Source organism: Sphingomonas arantia (assembly GCF_042682045.1).
Taxonomy (GTDB): Bacteria; Pseudomonadota; Alphaproteobacteria; order Sphingomonadales; family Sphingomonadaceae; genus Sphingomonas_R; species Sphingomonas_R arantia.
Window position 1 is genome coordinate 264971 of record NZ_JBHUGS010000001.1, and the last position, 16051, is coordinate 281021.

Sequence of the window (16051 nt, forward strand, 5' to 3'; positions counted from 1 at the left end):
GGGCAGGAGCCTGATCGACGAACCGAAGGACCTCGGCGATAAACTGAGATGAGTGTAAATTCGCCGTTCAACTCGGCGCAAGCGTGGGACGGCCCGCCGCCTCGCTCTGGCGCGATCAGATCGTCCGACATACCCGAGTGTCAACAACGGGGCGGGACGCGACATGACCACAACCACCAAGAACGCAGTCGGTTTCCTCGCCCTCATCTTTTTTGCGATGACCCCGGCCGCGGCGGAGGCCAAGAGCTTCGGTTGGCAGTGCGTCCCGTTCGCGCGGATGATCTCGGGCGTGAAGTTGTTCGGCAACGCGTTCACCTGGTGGAACCAGGCGGCGGGCAAATATAACCGCGGGACGGCGCCGAAGCCGGGTGCGGTGCTGGTGTTCAAGGCGACCGGCGCGATGCGGGTCGGCCATGTCGCCACCGTCAGCAAGATCGTCAGCGACCGCATCATCAAGGTGACGCACGCCAACTGGTCGCTGATCAACGGGCATCGCGGGCAGGTCGAGAACGACGTGACGGTGATCGATGCGTCGCCGGCCAACGACTGGAGCCAGGTGAAGGTGTGGTACGCGCCGATCAAGTCGATCGGGATCAAGGCGTATCCGGTCTACGGCTTCATCTATGGCGGCAAGGCGCTGGCCAAGGCGGCGGGCGAAGTCGCGAACGACGTGAGTGCCAAGGCCGACACCGCGACGGACGGCGAGAAGAGCGCTGCCTGATTGGGCGACCCGATTGCGCTTGTGATCTCCGGCCCGGCGGACCTATAGGCCGGGAGATATGGTTCCCTTTTCGTTCTGTGGCCACGAGCTGATGGCCTTGCCTCAGGGGGCGTTGTTCTGGCCCGCGCGCCGGGCGCTGCTGGTGGCAGACCTGCATTTCGAAAAGGCGAGCTGGTTCGCGCGGTTCGGGCAGCTGCTGCCGCCTTATGATTCGATCGCGACGCTGGCCGACCTGACCGCACTGGTCGCGGCAACCGGGGCGGCGGAGATCTGGTGCCTGGGCGACAGTTTCCACGACGTGCAGGGGTGCGAGCGGTTGCCGGCGCAGGCGCAGGCGATGCTGCGCGGCCTGACCGAACGGACGCGCTGGGTGTGGATCACGGGGAACCACGATCCGCTGATCGCCGATCATTGCGGTGGGACGGTGGTGGACGAGATGACGGTCGACGGGCTGGTCCTGCGCCACGAGGCGGACCCGCGCGAGATACGGCCGGAACTGTCCGGGCATTTCCACCCCAAGCTGCGCATCACGGTGCGCGGGCGGCGGATCGCGCGGCGGTGTTTTGTGGCGACGGAGAACAAGCTGATCCTGCCGGCGTTCGGTGCGCTGACCGGTGGGCTGGATGCGGATCATCCGGAGATCGGGCGCGCGCTGGGGGCGCCGGGGCAGGCGCTGGTGCCGGTGGCGGACCGGATGCTGCGGTTTCCACTGGCGGCTTGATGGCTTCTGCTTAACCCTCCCCTCTACCGGGGGGAGGGTTAGGTGGGGGGCTTGGCTTGAGGTGAGATTTTCCCGCGGGATCCCTACTGGCGTTTCACCCAGAAAATCCCCCCACCCCGGCCCTCCCCCCGGTGGGGGGAGGGAGTTTGGTTACGCGTCGGGGCCCAGTGTCGCGTCCAGGTCGCGGGGGCGGACGAAGCGGGTGAGGGTGCCGCTGCCTTCGGAGATGTCGGACCAGTGGTCGGCGTCGAAGCGCAGGACGGCGAGGCTGGCGGTGGGGAATTTCTCCTCGACCTTGTCGCGTTCGGCGTCGTCGGTGCGGTCGGGGACCAGCAGCAGGACGAGATCCTCCAGCCCCGGATTGTGGCCGGCGAGCAGGAGCGACTCGGCGCTGTCGTCGGCATCCTGCACGACGTCGAGCAGCGTTGAGGCCGAGGCGAGGTAGATCCGGCGGTCCCAGGCCGGGTCGATCGCGTGGCCGTAGCCGTCCGCGACGTGCGCCAGCGTTTCGACGACGCGGACCGCGGGGGAAGCGACCGCGGCGTCGAACCGCAGGCCCTGCGTGCGCATATGCTGGCCGACGGTGCGGCCGGCGCGCTTTCCCTTGGGGTTCAGGGGACGGTCAAAATCGCGGGCGACGCTGTCGTCCCAGCCGGATTTCGCGTGGCGGAGCAGGATCAAGGTCTTCATGGGCTCCCCAGCGCGTCGATGGTGGCGGACTGATGCCCCGGTTTCGCGTCGAGGGAAAGGCGCGATGCGACGCGTGCCACCGCTTCGTCGAGCGTGAGGCGCGTTACGACGACACCGGGCGGGAATGCGTCGAGCAGGCGCGACGGCATCGCGGCGGACAGGAGCACGAACAGCCCGCGATCGTCCGCCCGGCGGATCAGCCGGCCGAACGCCTGCGCCAGCCGCGCACGGACGACGCGGTCGTCATGCGCGGAGCCGCCGCCGGCCGCGCGGCGCGCGCTGTGCAGCACGGTGGGGCGCGGCCAGGGGACGCCCTCCATCACCACCAGCCGGAGCGATTCGCCGGGGACGTCGACGCCGTCGCGGAGCGCATCGGTGCCGAGTAGCGAGGCGCGCGGATCGTCGCGGAAGATATCGACGAGCGTGCCGGTGTCGATCGGATCGACATGCTGTGCGTAAAGCGGCAGGCCGGCCCGGGCGAGCCGGTCGGCGATGCGCGCGGTCACGACCTTCAGCCGGGCGACCGCGGTGAACAGGCCGAGCGTGCCGCCGCCCGCCGCCTCGATCAGCCGGGCATAGGCGCCGGCGAGCTGGGCCAAGTCGCCGCGTTTCACGTCGGTGACGACCAGCACTTCGGAACGGTTGGCATAGTCGAACGGGCTGGCGACGGCGAAACGGCGCGGTTCGACGGAGATATGCGCGGTGCCGACCGCGGCGTCGGCGGTGGCCCAGTCGGACCCGCCGCGCAGCGTGGCGGAGGTGACGATGACGCCGTGCGCGGCTTTCAGCACGGTTTCGGCGAGCGGTTTGGACGGATCGAGCCAGTGGCGGTGAAGGCCGATGTCGAATTCGCGACCCTCGACCCGGTCGACCGCCAGCCAGTCGACGAAATCGGGATCGACCGGCCCGCCGAGCCGCCCGAGCAGCGCGATCCAGCCGCCGAGCATCCGGCTGCGCAACGTCAGCCCGCCGATCGCGCCCTCGATCCGCGCACGGGCGGCGGCGTCGAGCCAGTCGGGGCCGTCCTCCAGCACCGCCTCGAGCCGCTGGCGCAGGCGGAGCATCGGGCCGACCAGCGCGTCGAGTGCCTGGACCGCGGGGGCGGCGGCCTCGACCAGCGGACCGTCGAGTTCGGCGGCCTCCGTCTCGATCCCATAGCCGGCGTCGGCGGCGCGCGCGCGGGCGAACACGGTGTCGCGGACGCGAGCGAGCAATGTTTCGATCGGGCCGAGCGGCAGGCCGTCGGCCATGCGGGCGAGCCAGTTGTCGGCGGGCAGCGCGCCGGCGGCCTGGACCGCATCCTCGATCGCAAGACCGCCCGCCTCGTCATAGGAGCCGACGTCGGACAGCCGCGCGGACAGCCCGCGGCGGCGCCCGCGCGCGTGTTTCTCGGGGCCCATGATCCAGCGGCGCAGCTCGATCGCCTCCTGCCCCGTCAGCGCGGCGGCGAAGGTCGAGTCGGCGGCGTCGAACAGATGATGCCCTTCGTCGAACACGATCCGGGCGAGCGGGCGGCCCTCGTCGCGGCGGCGCTGCGCCAGGATCATGACGAGCGCGTGGTTGGCGATGACGATGTCCGCGCCCTCGCTGGCGCGCGCGGCGCGTTCGATGAAACAGCGCCGGTAGTGCGGGCAGCCGGCATAGACGCATTCGCCGCGACGGTCGGTGAGCGCGGTGGATCCGGCCTTGCGGAACAGCGTGGGCAGCCAGCCGGGCAGGTCGCCGCCGACCATGTCGCCGTCGCGGCTGTAGGCGGCCCAGCGTGCGACGAGATGCGCGAGGATCGCGGCGCGGCCCTGGAACCCGCCCTGCAACGCGTCCTCCAGATTCAGCAGGCAGAGATAGTTTTCGCGGCCCTTGCGGACGACGACCTTTTCGCGGCGTTCGGCGGGATCGGCGAAGATGCGGCCGGTTTCGCGGTCGAGCTGGCGTTGCAGCGTCTTGGTGTAGGTGCTGATCCACACCGGACCGTCGGCGCGCGCGGCGTAGAGTGCTGCGGGTGCCAGATAGCCGAGCGTCTTGCCGATGCCGGTGCCGGCCTCCGCCAGCAGGACGTGGGGGCGATCGTCCATCACGCGCGGGTCGAACGCGCGGGCGGCGGCGACGGCATAGTCGCGCTGCCCCTGGCGCGGTTCGGCCTGCGCACCGACCAGCCGTTCGAGCGTGGCGACGGTTTCGACGTCGCCGAGCACGACCGGGCGGGGTTGCGGGCGGAGCGCGCCCTCGTCCCATTCGGGCAGGCGGGAGAAGAGCCAGCGCTCCGCCTTGTCCGGGCGGGCGATGCGCGGGACGACCGCGGTGCTCCACGGCCAGCGCAGGCGTTGGAGCGTGGCGGCGGAGGTCCAGGCCCCCTCGCGCTCTGCCCAGTCGGGGCGGTCGAGCTGGTTGAGCAGCGCGTGAGCGGCGACGAGCAGGAAGGCGGCGGCGGCGGTCTCGTTTTCCGGCGGATCGAGACCGAGTGCGCGGGCGAGGCCGGCGGGGGTGGGCACCGCGAACTGGCCGGGATGGACGAAGGCGTAGAGTTCGAGCAGGTCGAGGCCGCTCAGTTCGCCGTAGCCGAGCCGGGTGGCGGCGAGTGGCGCGTTCAACAGCACGACGGGCGTTTCGGCGGCGTGGGCGATCGCCTCGCCCCGGCCGACGGTGCGGACGCGGCCGTCCGCTTCCGCGATCCAGATGCCGCCATGGGTCGCGTGGAGCGCGCTGAAGGTCGGCGGCGGGATCATCCGTACAACATAGGGTGGGGGGTGCCGGCTGTCAGGTCGGGGCCGGAGCGCGGCGTCAGTGGAAACCGTCGAGCGCGGCGACGAAGCCGGCGGCGTCGGGCATCCGATCGAAGTGGATGTTGCCGTCGAAATCGGCGGACGGATCGTTTTCGCGCAGGATCATCGCGGCGGACCCGGTGCCGCGCTTGTCGGTGGGGCCGAGGATGCCGCCAGCGATGCGGCGCGCGCCGATCTCCATCACCGGATGGCGCGACCACGGGACGGTCCACAGCACGCGGCGGGTGGTGACCGTGACGCGCGTGAAGGGTGCGCGGATGATGCCGGCGGCGAGCGCGAGGTTGTGGCGGAGCAGCAGCCAGAAGACGAGAAGCGACAGCCCGCCGAGCAGGAAGGTGCTGGCCAGTGCGAAGCGGAGCGCGCTGGCCGTGGCGGGGGCAGGCCACCAGATCGCCCAGAACAGGAAGACGACCGACAGCAGCTGAGGGCTGGCGAACCCGATGATGACCAGTGTGCCGGACGGCAGCGCGCGCAGGCCCGGTTGCGCGACGTAGAGCGTGCGTTCCGGGCTGTGATCCATCCGCCGCGCCTGTTTCATGGGCAGCGCGGGCAGGCTCCGATCGTCGCCGGACAGGATCTGCGGGTCTTGCGGGATGGGGTGTTCGGTCGCCATCGGATCTCCGTCGCGGTCCCGGGCCATTCGCGTCGCCGGTGGGACGACAGGCGTCGCACGGCGCGCCCCGATGTTCTAAGGACTCGGATTCGATACGTAGAAGACACGGGAACATATGGCAAACGATCCGACGCTCCGCGCGGCCGCGCTGGACAGCAAGGCCTGGCCGTTCGAGGAGGCGCGCAAGATCCTGAAGCGTTATCCGGAGGGCAAGCCCGCCGGCGCGGTGCTGTTCGAAACGGGGTACGGCCCGTCCGGCCTGCCGCATATCGGCACGTTCAACGAGGTGTTGCGCACCACGATGGTGCGCAACGCGTTCGCCGCGCTGTCCGACAGGCCGACCCGGCTGGTGGCGTTCAGCGACGACATGGACGGCCTGCGCAAGGTGCCGGACAATGTGCCGAACCAGGCGATGCTGGCGGAACATCTGGGCAAGCCGTTGACGGAAGTGCCCGATCCGTTCGGGTGCCACGCGTCGTTCGCGGATCACAACAACGCGCTGCTGCGCGCCTTCCTCGACCGGTTCGGGTTCGATTACGAATTCGTGTCGTCGACCGAGCAGTACCGATCGGGGCGGTTCGACGAGGGGTTGCGCGGCGTGCTGCGCAACTATGACGCGATCATGGGCGTGATGCTGCCGACGTTGCGGGCGGAGCGGGCCGCGACCTATTCGCCGATCCTGCCGATCAGCCCGACGAGTGGGATCGTGTTGCAGGTGCCGGTGACGGTCGTCGATGCCGAGGCCGGGATCGTGTCGTTCGAGGATGCGGGCGAGCGGATCGAGCGGTCTGTGCTGGGCGGTGCTGCCAAGTTGCAGTGGAAGGTCGACTGGGCGATGCGCTGGGTCGAGCTGGGCGTCGATTACGAGATGTCGGGCAAGGACCTGACCGACAGCGTGACGCAGGCGTCGAAGATCGCGCGGGTGCTGGGCGCGCGGCCGCCGGAGGGGCTGACGTACGAGATGTTCCTCGACGAGCGCGGCGAGAAGATCAGCAAGTCGAAGGGCAACGGCCTGGGGCTCGACGAATGGCTGAGCTACGGGCCGGAGGAGAGCATCGCCTTCTATTCGTACCGCGAGCCGAAGAAGGCCAAGTCACTGCATCTGGGGCTGATCCCGCGGGCGATCGACGACTATTGGCAGTTCCGCGGCAATTATCACACGCAGGATCTGAAGCAGAAGCTCGGCAATCCGGTGCATCATATCCACAACGGCGCGGTGCCGACGGGGACGTTGCCGGTGACGTTCGGGCTGTTGCTGAACCTCGCCAGCCTGCCGGGGGTGGGGGAGCGCGAGACGATGTGGGCGTTTCTGCATCGGTACGACGCGACGCTGTCGGCGGAGACGCACCCGGAGCTGGACCGGTTGATCGACTATGCGATCGCCTATGCCGCGCATTTCGTGGCGGGGACGCTCCATCGGCGGGCGCCGACCGAGGCGGAAGCGGAGGCTCTGCGCGATCTGGATGCGTTGCTGGCGGCGGAGGTGGGCGACGCCGAAGGTGGCGAGGATCCGGCGGTGCGGTTGCAGAACCATGTCTATGACGTGGGCAAGCGGCATTACGGGAAGGAGGCGCTGCGCGACTGGTTCAGGGTTTTGTACGAGACCTTGCTGGGGGCGGAGCAGGGGCCGCGGATGGGGAGCTTCTTCGCGCTGTACGGCGTGGAGCCGAGCCGGCGGCTGATCGCCGAGGCGCTGGCGCGGCCGTTCACGCCCGGTTCCGATAGCGCGGCGTAGCGATGTGGGACCGGGCCCGATGGTGCGGGCCGGGCGTTCGCTAAGTCAGGTTCGATCCTTTCGGCCCGACCACAAGGAGACGAGACCATGATCAAGCAGATGACCGGACTATGCGCCGTCGCGCTGATCGCAATGCCAGCGGCTGCCGCCACGCCGCGCGATATCCTGACGACTGCAGCCTTCGGCGCGCGCGACAAGGCGAGCGCGCTGGCGCAGGTGGCGCAGGCGGAGGCTGCCGCCAACGCGACGCTGGCGCGCACGCCGGGCGACCGTGAGGCGCAGCTGACCAAGGCGATGGCGATCGGGTACCGCGCGAAGCTGACCAAGAGCCGCGCCGATGCGGTGGCGGCGCGCGACCGGTTCAACGCGCTGGCCGCGGCCAACCCGCGCGATCCGGAAGCGCAGGCGGTGGTCGCGGGCTGGAACATCGATGCGGTGACGACGCTGGGCGGGTTCATGGCGGGTACCGTGTTGGGCGCGAAGAAGGCGACCGGGCTGGCGGCGCTCGACCGGTCGGTGGCGCTGGCGGGCAATCGTGCGATGTTCCCGGGGCTGGCGGCGCTGCTGCGGCTGACGCTGGACGGGGCGGATCCGAAGGCGCGCGGGCTGGCGGAAGCGGCGACGCGTGGTTCTACGCCGACCGCGCTCGATCGCATGATCCAGCGGAGTGCGAACGCCATTTTGGTCCCGGTGCGGGCGGGGAATGCGAAGGCGGCGCAGGCGCTGGCCAAGCAGCTGCTGCCGTTCGGGCGGGTGGCGAAGTAGGGGTTTGAGCTTAGGGCGTGATCGAAGAAGGTCGCGTCAATGCCCTGACCCCGTTTTGGTTCGAGCCTGTCGAGAACTCTGCGCAGGGTTCTCGACAGGCTCGAACCAAACGGATTAGGGAGGGAGCGTCATCCCGGATCAGGTCCGGGATGACGTTTTTTTGGTCGTCGCGCCTATTTCTGCAATGCGATCCAGCGGTCGATCTTGGACTCCAGCACCGCCATCGGGAGGGCGCCGGACATCAGGACCTGGGCGTGGAAGGCGCGGACGTCGAATTTGGGGCCGAGCGCCTGTTCGGCGCGGGTGCGGAGGCGGCGGATGGTGAGCTGGCCGATCTTGTAGGCGGTCGCCTGCGATGGGATCGCGATGTAGCGTTCGACCTCGGCGGTGGCGTCGGTGCGGCCCATCGCGCTGTTGTCGAGCATGTAGGCGATCGCCTTGTCCCGGCTCCAGCCCTTGGAATGGAGGCCGGTGTCGACGACCAGCCGCATCGCGCGCAGGATCTCGTCGTTGAGGTGGCCGTAGAGCTGGTAGGGATCGGTGAACATGCCCAGTTCCGGCCCGAGGCTCTCGGCGTAGAGCGCCCAGCCTTCGACGAAGGCGGTGTTGCCGCCGAACCGCTGGAAACTGGGGAGCGCGCTGTTCTCCTGCGCCAGGCTGATCTGGAAATGATGGCCGGGCATCGCTTCGTGCAGGAACAGCGTTTCGAAGCCCCAGGTGAAGCGCGAAGGCAGGTCGTAGGCGTTGTAGTAGAAGACGCCGGGGCGCGTGCCGTCGGGCGTGCCCTGCATGTAGGAGCCGGCGGCCTCGCCCTTTTCCTTGAAGGCGGGGACCGGGCGGATATCGAGCGGCGATTTCGGAATGGTCGAGAAATCGCGGCCGACCGACGCCTTCACGCGCGTGTCGATCGCGAGGAACGCGTCGCGGATCGCGTCGCGCGTCGGCGGGGCGAAGCGCGGGTCGGTGCGCATATGTTCGAAGAATTGCGGCAGCGTGCCTTTGAAGCCGACGCGCGTCTTGACCGCTTCCATCGCGGTCTGGATGCGCGCGACCTCGCTCAGGCCTAGCGCGTGGATCGCGTCGGGGGTCATGTCGGTCGTCGTGGTTTGCGCGACGAGATATCTGTAGAGCGCGGGGCCGCCGGGCATTTCGCCGAGGCCGACGCTGTCGCGGGCTTTCGGCAGGTACTTGTCGCGGATGAAGTCGCGCAGCGCCACATGCGCCGGGTTGAGCCGGTCGCGGATGAATGCGGCATAGGCGGCGGTGAGGCGGGTGCGGTCGGCGGCCGAGACGGTGGCGGGGAATTTGGTGACGGGTTTGTAGAAGGTCGAACCCTCGACTCCCTGCGCGACCAGCGCGTCGAGTTGCGCCACGACGTTGCGCATCACCAGTTTCGGGTTGACGATGCTGTCCGCCATCCCCTGTTCCATGCGGCCCTGCGCACGGCCGAGATAGACGATATAGCCGGCGAGGCGCTTCAGATTGTCGTCATAATCCTTGACCGTCTTGAACGGCGCGGCGCCGTCGCCGGACGAGATGTCGGGGACGAAGGTCTGGAAACCGGAGAAATGGTCGATCGGCCGTTCGACCTGCGCCTTGAGCAGCGCGGGGGCGAACCCCTTGAGCGTGGTCTCGGTCTGGTAGCGGAAGACGTCGTAGGACAGCTGATCCTCGGGCGAGAGGCGCGCGCGGTCGATGCGGGCCAGCGCGGCGAGGTCGCGTTCAGCCGCGGCTTTCTCGCCAGCGTAATAGGCGTCGGTAATATAGTCGCCGAACTGGTCGGCATAGCGGAGGTCGCCGCGGAAGAGCGCCTGGATCGGGTTGCGGCGGAGCATGGCCTCGTCGCTGTCGCTGAACAGCTTGCGCAACGCGGCGGCCTGGGGCGTGGACGCAGCGGTCGTGGCTGGCGGCTGGGCCGATGCGGCGAGCGGCAGGGCGAGGGCGATCGAGGCGGCGGCGAACAGGCGCATGTGTCGGCAGACTCCGGCAGGGTTGCGTCGGAGCTACGCGCAGTCCGCCCCAACGACAAGCGACCCGGGAGCGCGTGGCCCCCGGGTCGTTCGGTCGGTGGTCGTCAGCCTCAGTAGAAGAAGCTGTTGTAGACCTGAACCACGCGGCCGTTGCGGGTGTTCACCAGCACGACGTCGTTGCCGTAGCGCACCCAGCGGTTGACGCCGGTGACGCGCGGCAGGCGGTAGCGGTACGGATCGGCGATCACGTAACGCTGGCCGTAGAAGGCCGGCTGGAACTGATACCCAACCGCGACCGGGCGGTAGCGCCAGTTGCGGACCGGACCGGCGTAGCGACCCTGGGTGAAGACGCGGCGGTTCTGCTGGCGATACTGGCGCCAATCCTCGCGATATTCCTGGCGCGCGTCGCGGACGTCGCGGCGCTGTTCACGCACATCGCGGGGATTGCCGTAACGCTGTGCCTGGCGGAGTTCGCGCTGCTCCTCGCGGATGTCCTGGCGGTCGCGGCGCAGCTCGCCCGGCTGGGCGGTGGCCATTGCGGGGGCGAGCGTGAGTGCCATCAAGCCGGCGATCAGAAACTTGCGCATGATGCTGGTCCTTCCTGTGTGGTTCGGCGGGTGGGGTGGCCCCCGATCCGTCCGATGATTGGGTGATAGGTGAGTCGAACTGAACAGGTCGCGAATGGCGTCGTCAGCGAACAGAAAGGATCAGAGGAAGAACCCGTAGAGGATGTCCTCGATCAGCCCGGAGCGGATGTCGATCAGCGCGACGTCGTTATAGTACCGCACCCAGCGATAGCCGCCGTACGCGGGCGGCAGCCGGTAGAGTTCGGGCCGCGCGATCCAGTAGTTCTGGCCGTAGAACGCCGGCTGGATCCGGTAGCCCGCCGACCAGCGGCGATAGCCGTAGCCCGCCCCCTGCGGCCCGTAATAGCGCGGTGCGCGGAAGGCGCGGTCGTTGGTGCGGCGATAGGACTGCCAGTCATAGCGGTCGTCGCGCCGCCAGTCGCGGTTCCAGGCCGCGGACCCACCCTGCCAGCGATAGCCGCCGCGGTCGTCGTACCGGTCGAAGCCGCCGGGGCGTCCGCCGCGTGGGCCGCCGTCGAAACGGTCGCCGCGCGGGCCGGCGAAGCGCGGGTCGCGCTGACCGTCGAAGCGCCCGTCGCGGGGATCGCGGCGGTCGTCGAAGCGGCCGGGGCCACCGCGGTCGCGCCGATCATCACGGGGGGCGAAGCGGCCGTCGGGGCCGGGGCGCTGGCCGGGCTGGTCGAACTGACCGGGGGGGTCGGCACGGATCGGGCGGTCGGGGCCGCGGTCCTCGCGCCCGTCGAAGTCGCCGCGGTCCGCGCGGACGTCACGCCCGTCCTCGGCGCGCGGGCGGCGGTCGTCGCGGTCGCGGTCCTGCGCCAGGACAGGCGTCGCGATCGTCGCGCCGAGCAGCAATGCGGTGAGCATCTTGTGCATGGAATGTCTCCGTCACCGCAGGCATGCGCGCCGCGGTCGGGACTCGTATCGGGGGGCACCGGAATATGGATGCTGAACTGGTTCGTCAGCGATCCGACAGCTTCGTTACTCCGGCGGGCGGGCGACCGTCATGGCCGGCACCGCGCGCGTCGCGTCGGCCGGGTCGATGCCGGGGGCGGGGCCGCCCTCCAGCGTGACGCGCCCGGCGGCGACTGCGGCGGCGGCGCGGATCGCGCGGCGGATGCGGGGGTAGGTGCCGCAGCGGCAGATGTTGGTGATCGCGGCGTCGATGTCGCCATCGGACGGGTTGCCGTTGCGCGCGAGCAGTGCCGCGGCGGCCATGATCATGCCGGACTGGCAGTAGCCGCATTGCGGGACCGCCTCCGCGATCCAGGCCTGTTGCACCGGGTGGCCGCGGTCGCGCGACAGCGCCTCGATCGTGGCGACGAAGCTGCCTTCCAACGTGCCGATCGCGACCTGGCACGATCGCACCGCATTGCCGTCGACATGGACGGTGCAGGCGCCGCACAGCCCCGCGCCGCAGCCATATTTGGTGCCGGTCAGGTTCGACGCGTCGCGCAGCGCCCAGAGCAGCGGCGTCTCCGGATCGAGCAGGTAGCGGATGGGCTGGCCGTTCACGGTGAAACGCGTCATGCCGGTGGGGATAGGCGAGGGAGGATGACGATGGAAGCCGCAAGCACCGGGACCGCACGGATCGTCGTGGCGCGCGACGGGACGGTCGCGCATGTCGAACTGGCGCGTGGCGATCGGCTGAACGCGATGGATGGGGCGTTCTTCGAGGAACTGGGTGCGACGTTCCGGGCGCTGTCGGGCGACTCGGGGGTGCGGGCGATCCTGCTGTCCGGGCAGGGACGGCATTTCAGTGCGGGGCTCGATCTGGGCTGGGCGGCGGCGCAGTTTGCCGAGGTGGGCGATCCGGGGCGGTTCGCGGAGCGGCAGGTGCGCGACATCGCATGGTTGCAGGATGCGATCGACGTGGTGGAGGCCGCACGGCAGCCGGTGATCGCGGTGCTGCACGGCGGGGTGATCGGCGGCGGCGTGGACCTGGCCTGCGCGTGCGACCTGCGCGTGGCGGCGGCGGATGCTTGGTTCCAGGTGGCGGAGGTGGATGTCGGCATCACCGCCGATCTGGGGACGCTGCAACGCCTGCCGCACCTGATTCCCGGCGGGATCGTGCGCGAACTGGCGCTGACCGGGCGGAAGATGGCGGTGGACGAGGCGGCGCGCTGGGGCCTGGTGAACCGTGTCGCGGCGGATCGCGACTCGGCGCTTGCGGCGGGGTGGGCGCTGGCGCGGACGATCGCGGCGAAATCGCCGATCGCGGTGGTGGGGACCAAGCGGTCGCTGAACCATAGTCGCGGGCGGACGATCGAGGACGGGCTGCGCGATGTGGCGACGTGGAACGCGGCCACGCTGGCGAACGCCGATCTGGCGGCGATCGGGCGGGCGCGGGCGGCGGGGACGACCGCGACGTTCGCGGATCTGCGCGCCGGTCCGGGTTGAGCGCCCGGGTTGAATAATGACGACCCGACTGGTAGGGGCGTGCCCTTGATCGCCGCGGGAGCCGTTTCCGCGACGAATCCTATATGACTAAATGGTGTGTCCGATCCGTAATGGGATGGGGCGGGCCGGTTCCCTTGGAGACACTAACCTCATGCAAATCATCGTCCGCGATAACAATGTCGACCAGGCGCTGCGCGCGCTCAAGAAGAAGCTGCAGCGCGAAGGTGTCTATCGCGAGATGAAGTTGCGCCGGCATTACGAAAAGCCGTCCGAGAAGCGTGCGCGCGAGCGTGCCGCCGCCATCCGCCGCGCCCGCAAGCTGGAGCGCAAGCGTATGGAGCGTGACGGCGCCCGGTAGCAGGCCCCTGTCGCTTATGTTGTTGCCAGTGAAGAAAGTGAACCCATGTCGGAAGTGACCGCCGTACCGCTGCGTCCGATCGCAAAGGGTTCGCTGACCAAGCTGTGGATCGGGATCGGCGTGGCATTCGCCGCGGCGATCGGGTTCGCCTGGGTCGGCACGCGCGCGCAGGTTGCGTTGGCGCAGCCGGCCTCGGAGTTCCTGGCAAGCAATGCCAAGAAGTCCGGTGTGCAGACGACGCCATCGGGCCTGCAGTATCAGGTGATCAAGCCCGGCACCGGCCCGCGCGCCACGGCGCAGGACACGGCGATCGTGACCTATGACGGCAAGCTGGCCGATGGGTCGACGTTCGACGCGTCCGAGTCGCACGGCGGCCCGACGCCGATGCCGGTCGGCCGCATGATCCCGGGGTTCAGCGAAGGCCTGCAGTTGATGAACGCGGGTTCGAAGTACCGCTTCTGGATTTCGCCGGAGCTCGGCTACGGCCCGCAGGCGATGCCCGACCCGCGGACCGGCAAGGTCGTGATCCCGGCAAACTCGCTGCTGGTGTTCGACGTCGAGATGCTCGGCATCGCGCCGCCGCAGCCCGGTATGGGCGGCATGGGCGGCATGGGTGGTGGCATGCCCCCGGGCATGTGATGCTGTTCTTTCGATCGTGATCCAGACGGGTCGGGCGCACCAGCGTCCGGCTCGTTTTTCTTGTGCGTGGTCCGCCGTGGAGGCGGGCCTGCGATCGATCGGATTGCGTCTTCACGCGACTCCGCTAGCCTGGAAACGTGTAGGCCATGCCGGAGTCGGGGATGTTGGATCGCGAGAATGAGCGCGACGATACGTGGTTCGTCTATTCACGCAGCGCGGGACGTATATCGGCCGCGCCGGTCAACGCCAAGGGATGGGTCGCGTTCTTTGTCAGTGTCTGCGGAACGGTCGTCGCTGGGCTGGTTCTCGCCCGTTATGGTTTTTCGCTGCACCCGGTGGTGGGTGTCGTCCTGTTGACCGCGACGATCCTGGTCGGCACCGGACTGACCATTGGCCTGGCCGTCGCCAAGGGGCGGCGGGTGGACTGATCGCGGGATCGTTCACGGGCGGTGCGTTCCTGGCGTCTGACGTGCGTCCGCCAAATGTTCGACAGACGGTCATCGAGGTATTCGCGCAGGCGTTGGCCAATGCTGTCGGGTTCCTGCACGACGCGGTCATGGCGGGTTCACCCGGACCGGTGTCTTCTCACGTCATCAAATCGGGAGGACATGTGATGAAGACTTATCTAATACTTGCGACGGCCGTGGCGGTTCTGACCCCGAGCCTGTCCAGCGCGCAGTCCTGGCGGCCAATCAATCAGCGGCAGGCGCAGCAGGAGCAGCGGATCAACCAGGGGATCCGCAGCGGTGCGCTGACCCGTGCCGAGGCGGGCCGTATCCGTGGGCAGTTCGTGACGCTGAACCGGCTTGAGCAGCGTTACCGTGCATCGAATGGGCTGTCGGTGACCGAGCGCCGCGACCTTGATCGCCGTTTCGACGCGCTGAGTCAGCGAATCCGCACGCAGAAGACCGATCGCCAGACGCGGCGCTGATCGACACATAAGGGAGAAACATCATGAAAATTCTTCTCATGCTGGCCGCACTGGGCCTGACCACGGTGGCGGCAGCCGCGCCGGCGGACGCGCAGGTCAATCGGCGGCAATATTCGCAGGAACGCCGCATCGACCAGGGTATCCGAAGCGGCCGCATCACGCCGCGCGAGGCGGCCCGGCTGCAGCGCAATCAGGGCCGGATCAACGGTGCAGAGCAGCGCATGCGCGCGAGTGGCGGACGGCTGACCTACCGCGAACGCCAGCGGCTCGATAACCGGCAGGACCGCGCGAGTGGGCGGATCTATCGCCAGAAGAACGACCGCCGCCGGTATCGGTGAATGTAGCGTAGCCGGGGCGGTCGAACGTCCGGGCACGCTTGACATAAAAAAGGGCGCGAACCGATCCGGTCCGCGCCCTTTTTGCTGTCTTCACGCCGGAGCGCGAAGGGTTACGCCATGTGGCGCGAACCCTCCGGCAGGGCGGCCTTCGCCTGCGCGACGATCGTCGAGAAGACGCTCGCTTCGTGCATGGCGATGTCGGCCAGGACCTTGCGGTCGAGTTCGACGCCAGCCAGCTTCAGGCCGTGCATGAACACGCCGTAGGTCAGGCCTTCCTGGCGGACGGCTGCGTTGATGCGCTGGATCCAGAGCGCGCGGAACGTGCGCTTCTTAACCTTGCGATCGCGGTAGGCGTACTGCCCGGCCTTCTCCACCGCCTGGCGGGCGATGCGGATGGTGTTCTTGCGGCGGCCATAATAGCCCTTCGCCTGAACGAGGATCCGCTTGTGGCGGGCTTTGGTGGTTACACCACGTTTGACGCGTGCCATTTATCCGTACTCCCTCAGTTCAGACCGTACGGTGCCCAGAGCTTCACGCGCGGCGTATCGGCGGCGGCGAGGACACTGGTTCCGCGGTTGGTGCGGATGTACTTCGAGTTGTGGCTGATCAAACGGTGACGCTTGCCGGCGACGCCGTGCTTCACCTTGCCGGTTGCGGTGATCTTGAACCGCTTCTTGACCCCCGACTTGGTCTTGAGCTTGGGCATTTCTGTCTCCTTCGCAAATGCGACAGCTGTAAACGGCCACGGCAGCCCATATCGGCCGGACCGTCGTTCCAGATCGCGGAAGTGCGGGGCGTTAGGG

Annotated in this window: 19 protein-coding genes; 10 read left to right on the forward strand and 9 right to left on the reverse strand. The window is 68.8% G+C overall.

What is annotated here, in order from left to right; translation table 11 throughout:
- Positions 1–163: 163 nt before the first annotated feature.
- A complete protein-coding gene (locus ACFSGX_RS01280) occupies positions 164–721 on the forward strand; it encodes a CHAP domain-containing protein (protein WP_380926885.1) in 558 nt (185 codons plus the stop codon).
- A gap of 58 nt (positions 722–779) precedes the next feature.
- A complete protein-coding gene (gene pdeM / locus ACFSGX_RS01285) occupies positions 780–1442 on the forward strand; it encodes a ligase-associated DNA damage response endonuclease PdeM (RefSeq protein ID WP_380926887.1) in 663 nt (220 codons plus the stop codon).
- A 150-nt stretch (positions 1443–1592) separates the two neighbouring features.
- On the opposite strand, the gene ACFSGX_RS01290 is transcribed toward pdeM, so the two are convergent.
- From ACFSGX_RS01290 to ACFSGX_RS01300, 3 genes are read right to left on the reverse strand one after another with little or no spacing between them, the layout of a single operon-like run.
- Positions 1593–2132 carry a SixA phosphatase family protein gene (locus tag ACFSGX_RS01290; protein ID WP_380926889.1) on the reverse strand — a complete coding sequence of 180 codons (540 nt, stop codon included), beginning with the start codon at positions 2130–2132 and terminating at the stop codon, positions 1593–1595.
- On the reverse strand, positions 2129–4855 hold the full coding sequence (locus ACFSGX_RS01295) for an ATP-dependent DNA helicase (RefSeq protein WP_380926890.1): 2727 nt from the start codon (positions 4853–4855) through the stop codon (positions 2129–2131). The genes ACFSGX_RS01290 and ACFSGX_RS01295 overlap by 4 nt, the downstream gene beginning before the upstream one ends.
- A 55-nt stretch (positions 4856–4910) precedes the next feature.
- A complete protein-coding gene (locus ACFSGX_RS01300) occupies positions 4911–5525 on the reverse strand; it encodes a hypothetical protein (RefSeq protein ID WP_380926891.1) in 615 nt (204 codons plus the stop codon).
- Between the two features lie 115 nt (positions 5526–5640).
- Here ACFSGX_RS01300 and ACFSGX_RS01305 point away from each other — a divergent pair, with 115 nt between their 5' ends.
- Both ACFSGX_RS01305 and ACFSGX_RS01310 read left to right on the forward strand, forming a co-directional pair.
- Positions 5641–7260 (forward strand): lysine--tRNA ligase, encoded by a 1620-nt coding sequence (locus ACFSGX_RS01305; protein ID WP_380926893.1) that lies wholly within the window; start codon positions 5641–5643, stop codon positions 7258–7260.
- Between the two features lie 87 nt (positions 7261–7347).
- A complete protein-coding gene (locus ACFSGX_RS01310) occupies positions 7348–8025 on the forward strand; it encodes a hypothetical protein (RefSeq protein ID WP_380926895.1) in 678 nt (225 codons plus the stop codon).
- A 173-nt stretch (positions 8026–8198) separates the two neighbouring features.
- On the opposite strand, the gene ACFSGX_RS01315 is transcribed toward ACFSGX_RS01310, so the two are convergent.
- The 4 genes from ACFSGX_RS01315 to ACFSGX_RS01330 all read right to left on the reverse strand — a co-directional run bounded on the left by ACFSGX_RS01315 (position 8199) and on the right by ACFSGX_RS01330 (position 12112).
- Positions 8199–9995, reverse strand: a complete 1797-nt coding sequence (locus ACFSGX_RS01315; RefSeq protein ID WP_380926897.1) for a DUF885 domain-containing protein — start codon at positions 9993–9995, stop codon at positions 8199–8201.
- Between the two features lie 110 nt (positions 9996–10105).
- The gene (locus ACFSGX_RS01320; protein ID WP_380926899.1) at positions 10106–10582 is read right to left on the reverse strand and encodes an RcnB family protein; all 477 of its coding nucleotides are present in this window, start codon (positions 10580–10582) and stop codon (positions 10106–10108) included.
- A 120-nt stretch (positions 10583–10702) separates the two neighbouring features.
- Positions 10703–11458: an RcnB family protein gene (locus tag ACFSGX_RS01325; protein ID WP_380926900.1), complete on the reverse strand. Its 756-nt coding sequence runs from the start codon at positions 11456–11458 to the stop codon at positions 10703–10705.
- A 105-nt stretch (positions 11459–11563) separates the two neighbouring features.
- On the reverse strand, positions 11564–12112 hold the full coding sequence (locus ACFSGX_RS01330; protein ID WP_380926901.1) for a (2Fe-2S)-binding protein: 549 nt from the start codon (positions 12110–12112) through the stop codon (positions 11564–11566).
- A gap of 30 nt (positions 12113–12142) precedes the next feature.
- Between ACFSGX_RS01330 and ACFSGX_RS01335 the strand changes: the two genes are divergently transcribed.
- From ACFSGX_RS01335 to ACFSGX_RS01360, 6 genes are all read left to right on the forward strand, one after another.
- Complete coding sequence (locus ACFSGX_RS01335) at positions 12143–12982, forward strand: enoyl-CoA hydratase-related protein (protein ID WP_380926903.1); 840 nt, start codon at positions 12143–12145, stop codon at positions 12980–12982.
- 151 nt (positions 12983–13133) lie between these two features.
- Complete coding sequence (gene rpsU, locus ACFSGX_RS01340; protein WP_076068899.1) at positions 13134–13340, forward strand: 30S ribosomal protein S21; 207 nt, start codon at positions 13134–13136, stop codon at positions 13338–13340.
- Positions 13341–13385: 45 nt separating this feature from the next.
- Entirely contained in the window at positions 13386–13979 is a 594-nt protein-coding gene (locus ACFSGX_RS01345) for an FKBP-type peptidyl-prolyl cis-trans isomerase (RefSeq protein WP_380926904.1), read from the forward strand.
- Between the two features lie 161 nt (positions 13980–14140).
- The gene (locus tag ACFSGX_RS01350; RefSeq protein WP_380926905.1) at positions 14141–14407 is read left to right on the forward strand and encodes a hypothetical protein; all 267 of its coding nucleotides are present in this window, start codon (positions 14141–14143) and stop codon (positions 14405–14407) included.
- Between the two features lie 41 nt (positions 14408–14448).
- Positions 14449–14910, forward strand: a complete 462-nt coding sequence (locus ACFSGX_RS01355) for a hypothetical protein (RefSeq protein WP_380926907.1) — start codon at positions 14449–14451, stop codon at positions 14908–14910.
- 23 nt (positions 14911–14933) lie between these two features.
- Positions 14934–15248: a hypothetical protein gene (locus ACFSGX_RS01360; protein WP_380926909.1), complete on the forward strand. Its 315-nt coding sequence runs from the start codon at positions 14934–14936 to the stop codon at positions 15246–15248.
- A gap of 110 nt (positions 15249–15358) precedes the next feature.
- On the opposite strand, the gene rplT is transcribed toward ACFSGX_RS01360, so the two are convergent.
- Complete coding sequence (gene rplT, locus ACFSGX_RS01365; RefSeq protein ID WP_157176765.1) at positions 15359–15736, reverse strand: 50S ribosomal protein L20; 378 nt, start codon at positions 15734–15736, stop codon at positions 15359–15361.
- Between the two features lie 14 nt (positions 15737–15750).
- Positions 15751–15954 carry a 50S ribosomal protein L35 gene (rpmI, locus tag ACFSGX_RS01370; RefSeq protein WP_157176766.1) on the reverse strand — a complete coding sequence of 68 codons (204 nt, stop codon included), beginning with the start codon at positions 15952–15954 and terminating at the stop codon, positions 15751–15753.
- Positions 15955–16051 lie beyond the last annotated feature (97 nt).

Excerpts from the sequence above, each read along its gene's own strand:
- ACFSGX_RS01280 (WP_380926885.1), top strand. The coding sequence starts at position 164 with ATGACCACAACCACCAAGAACGCAGTCGGTTTCCTCGCCCTCATCTTT.
- pdeM (WP_380926887.1), top strand. The coding sequence starts at position 780 with ATGGTTCCCTTTTCGTTCTGTGGCCACGAGCTGATGGCCTTGCCTCAG.
- ACFSGX_RS01290 (WP_380926889.1), bottom strand. The coding sequence starts at position 2,132 with ATGAAGACCTTGATCCTGCTCCGCCACGCGAAATCCGGCTGGGACGAC.
- ACFSGX_RS01295 (WP_380926890.1), bottom strand. The coding sequence starts at position 4,855 with ATGATCCCGCCGCCGACCTTCAGCGCGCTCCACGCGACCCATGGCGGC.
- ACFSGX_RS01300 (WP_380926891.1), bottom strand. The coding sequence starts at position 5,525 with ATGGCGACCGAACACCCCATCCCGCAAGACCCGCAGATCCTGTCCGGC.
- ACFSGX_RS01305 (WP_380926893.1), top strand. The coding sequence starts at position 5,641 with ATGGCAAACGATCCGACGCTCCGCGCGGCCGCGCTGGACAGCAAGGCC.
- ACFSGX_RS01310 (WP_380926895.1), top strand. The coding sequence starts at position 7,348 with ATGATCAAGCAGATGACCGGACTATGCGCCGTCGCGCTGATCGCAATG.
- ACFSGX_RS01315 (WP_380926897.1), bottom strand. The coding sequence starts at position 9,995 with ATGCGCCTGTTCGCCGCCGCCTCGATCGCCCTCGCCCTGCCGCTCGCC.
- ACFSGX_RS01320 (WP_380926899.1), bottom strand. The coding sequence starts at position 10,582 with ATGCGCAAGTTTCTGATCGCCGGCTTGATGGCACTCACGCTCGCCCCC.
- ACFSGX_RS01325 (WP_380926900.1), bottom strand. The coding sequence starts at position 11,458 with ATGCACAAGATGCTCACCGCATTGCTGCTCGGCGCGACGATCGCGACG.
- ACFSGX_RS01330 (WP_380926901.1), bottom strand. The coding sequence starts at position 12,112 with ATGACGCGTTTCACCGTGAACGGCCAGCCCATCCGCTACCTGCTCGAT.
- ACFSGX_RS01335 (WP_380926903.1), top strand. The coding sequence starts at position 12,143 with ATGGAAGCCGCAAGCACCGGGACCGCACGGATCGTCGTGGCGCGCGAC.
- rpsU (WP_076068899.1), top strand. The coding sequence starts at position 13,134 with ATGCAAATCATCGTCCGCGATAACAATGTCGACCAGGCGCTGCGCGCG.
- ACFSGX_RS01345 (WP_380926904.1), top strand. The coding sequence starts at position 13,386 with ATGTCGGAAGTGACCGCCGTACCGCTGCGTCCGATCGCAAAGGGTTCG.
- ACFSGX_RS01350 (WP_380926905.1), top strand. The coding sequence starts at position 14,141 with ATGTTGGATCGCGAGAATGAGCGCGACGATACGTGGTTCGTCTATTCA.
- ACFSGX_RS01360 (WP_380926909.1), top strand. The coding sequence starts at position 14,934 with ATGAAAATTCTTCTCATGCTGGCCGCACTGGGCCTGACCACGGTGGCG.
- rplT (WP_157176765.1), bottom strand. The coding sequence starts at position 15,736 with ATGGCACGCGTCAAACGTGGTGTAACCACCAAAGCCCGCCACAAGCGG.
- rpmI (WP_157176766.1), bottom strand. The coding sequence starts at position 15,954 with ATGCCCAAGCTCAAGACCAAGTCGGGGGTCAAGAAGCGGTTCAAGATC.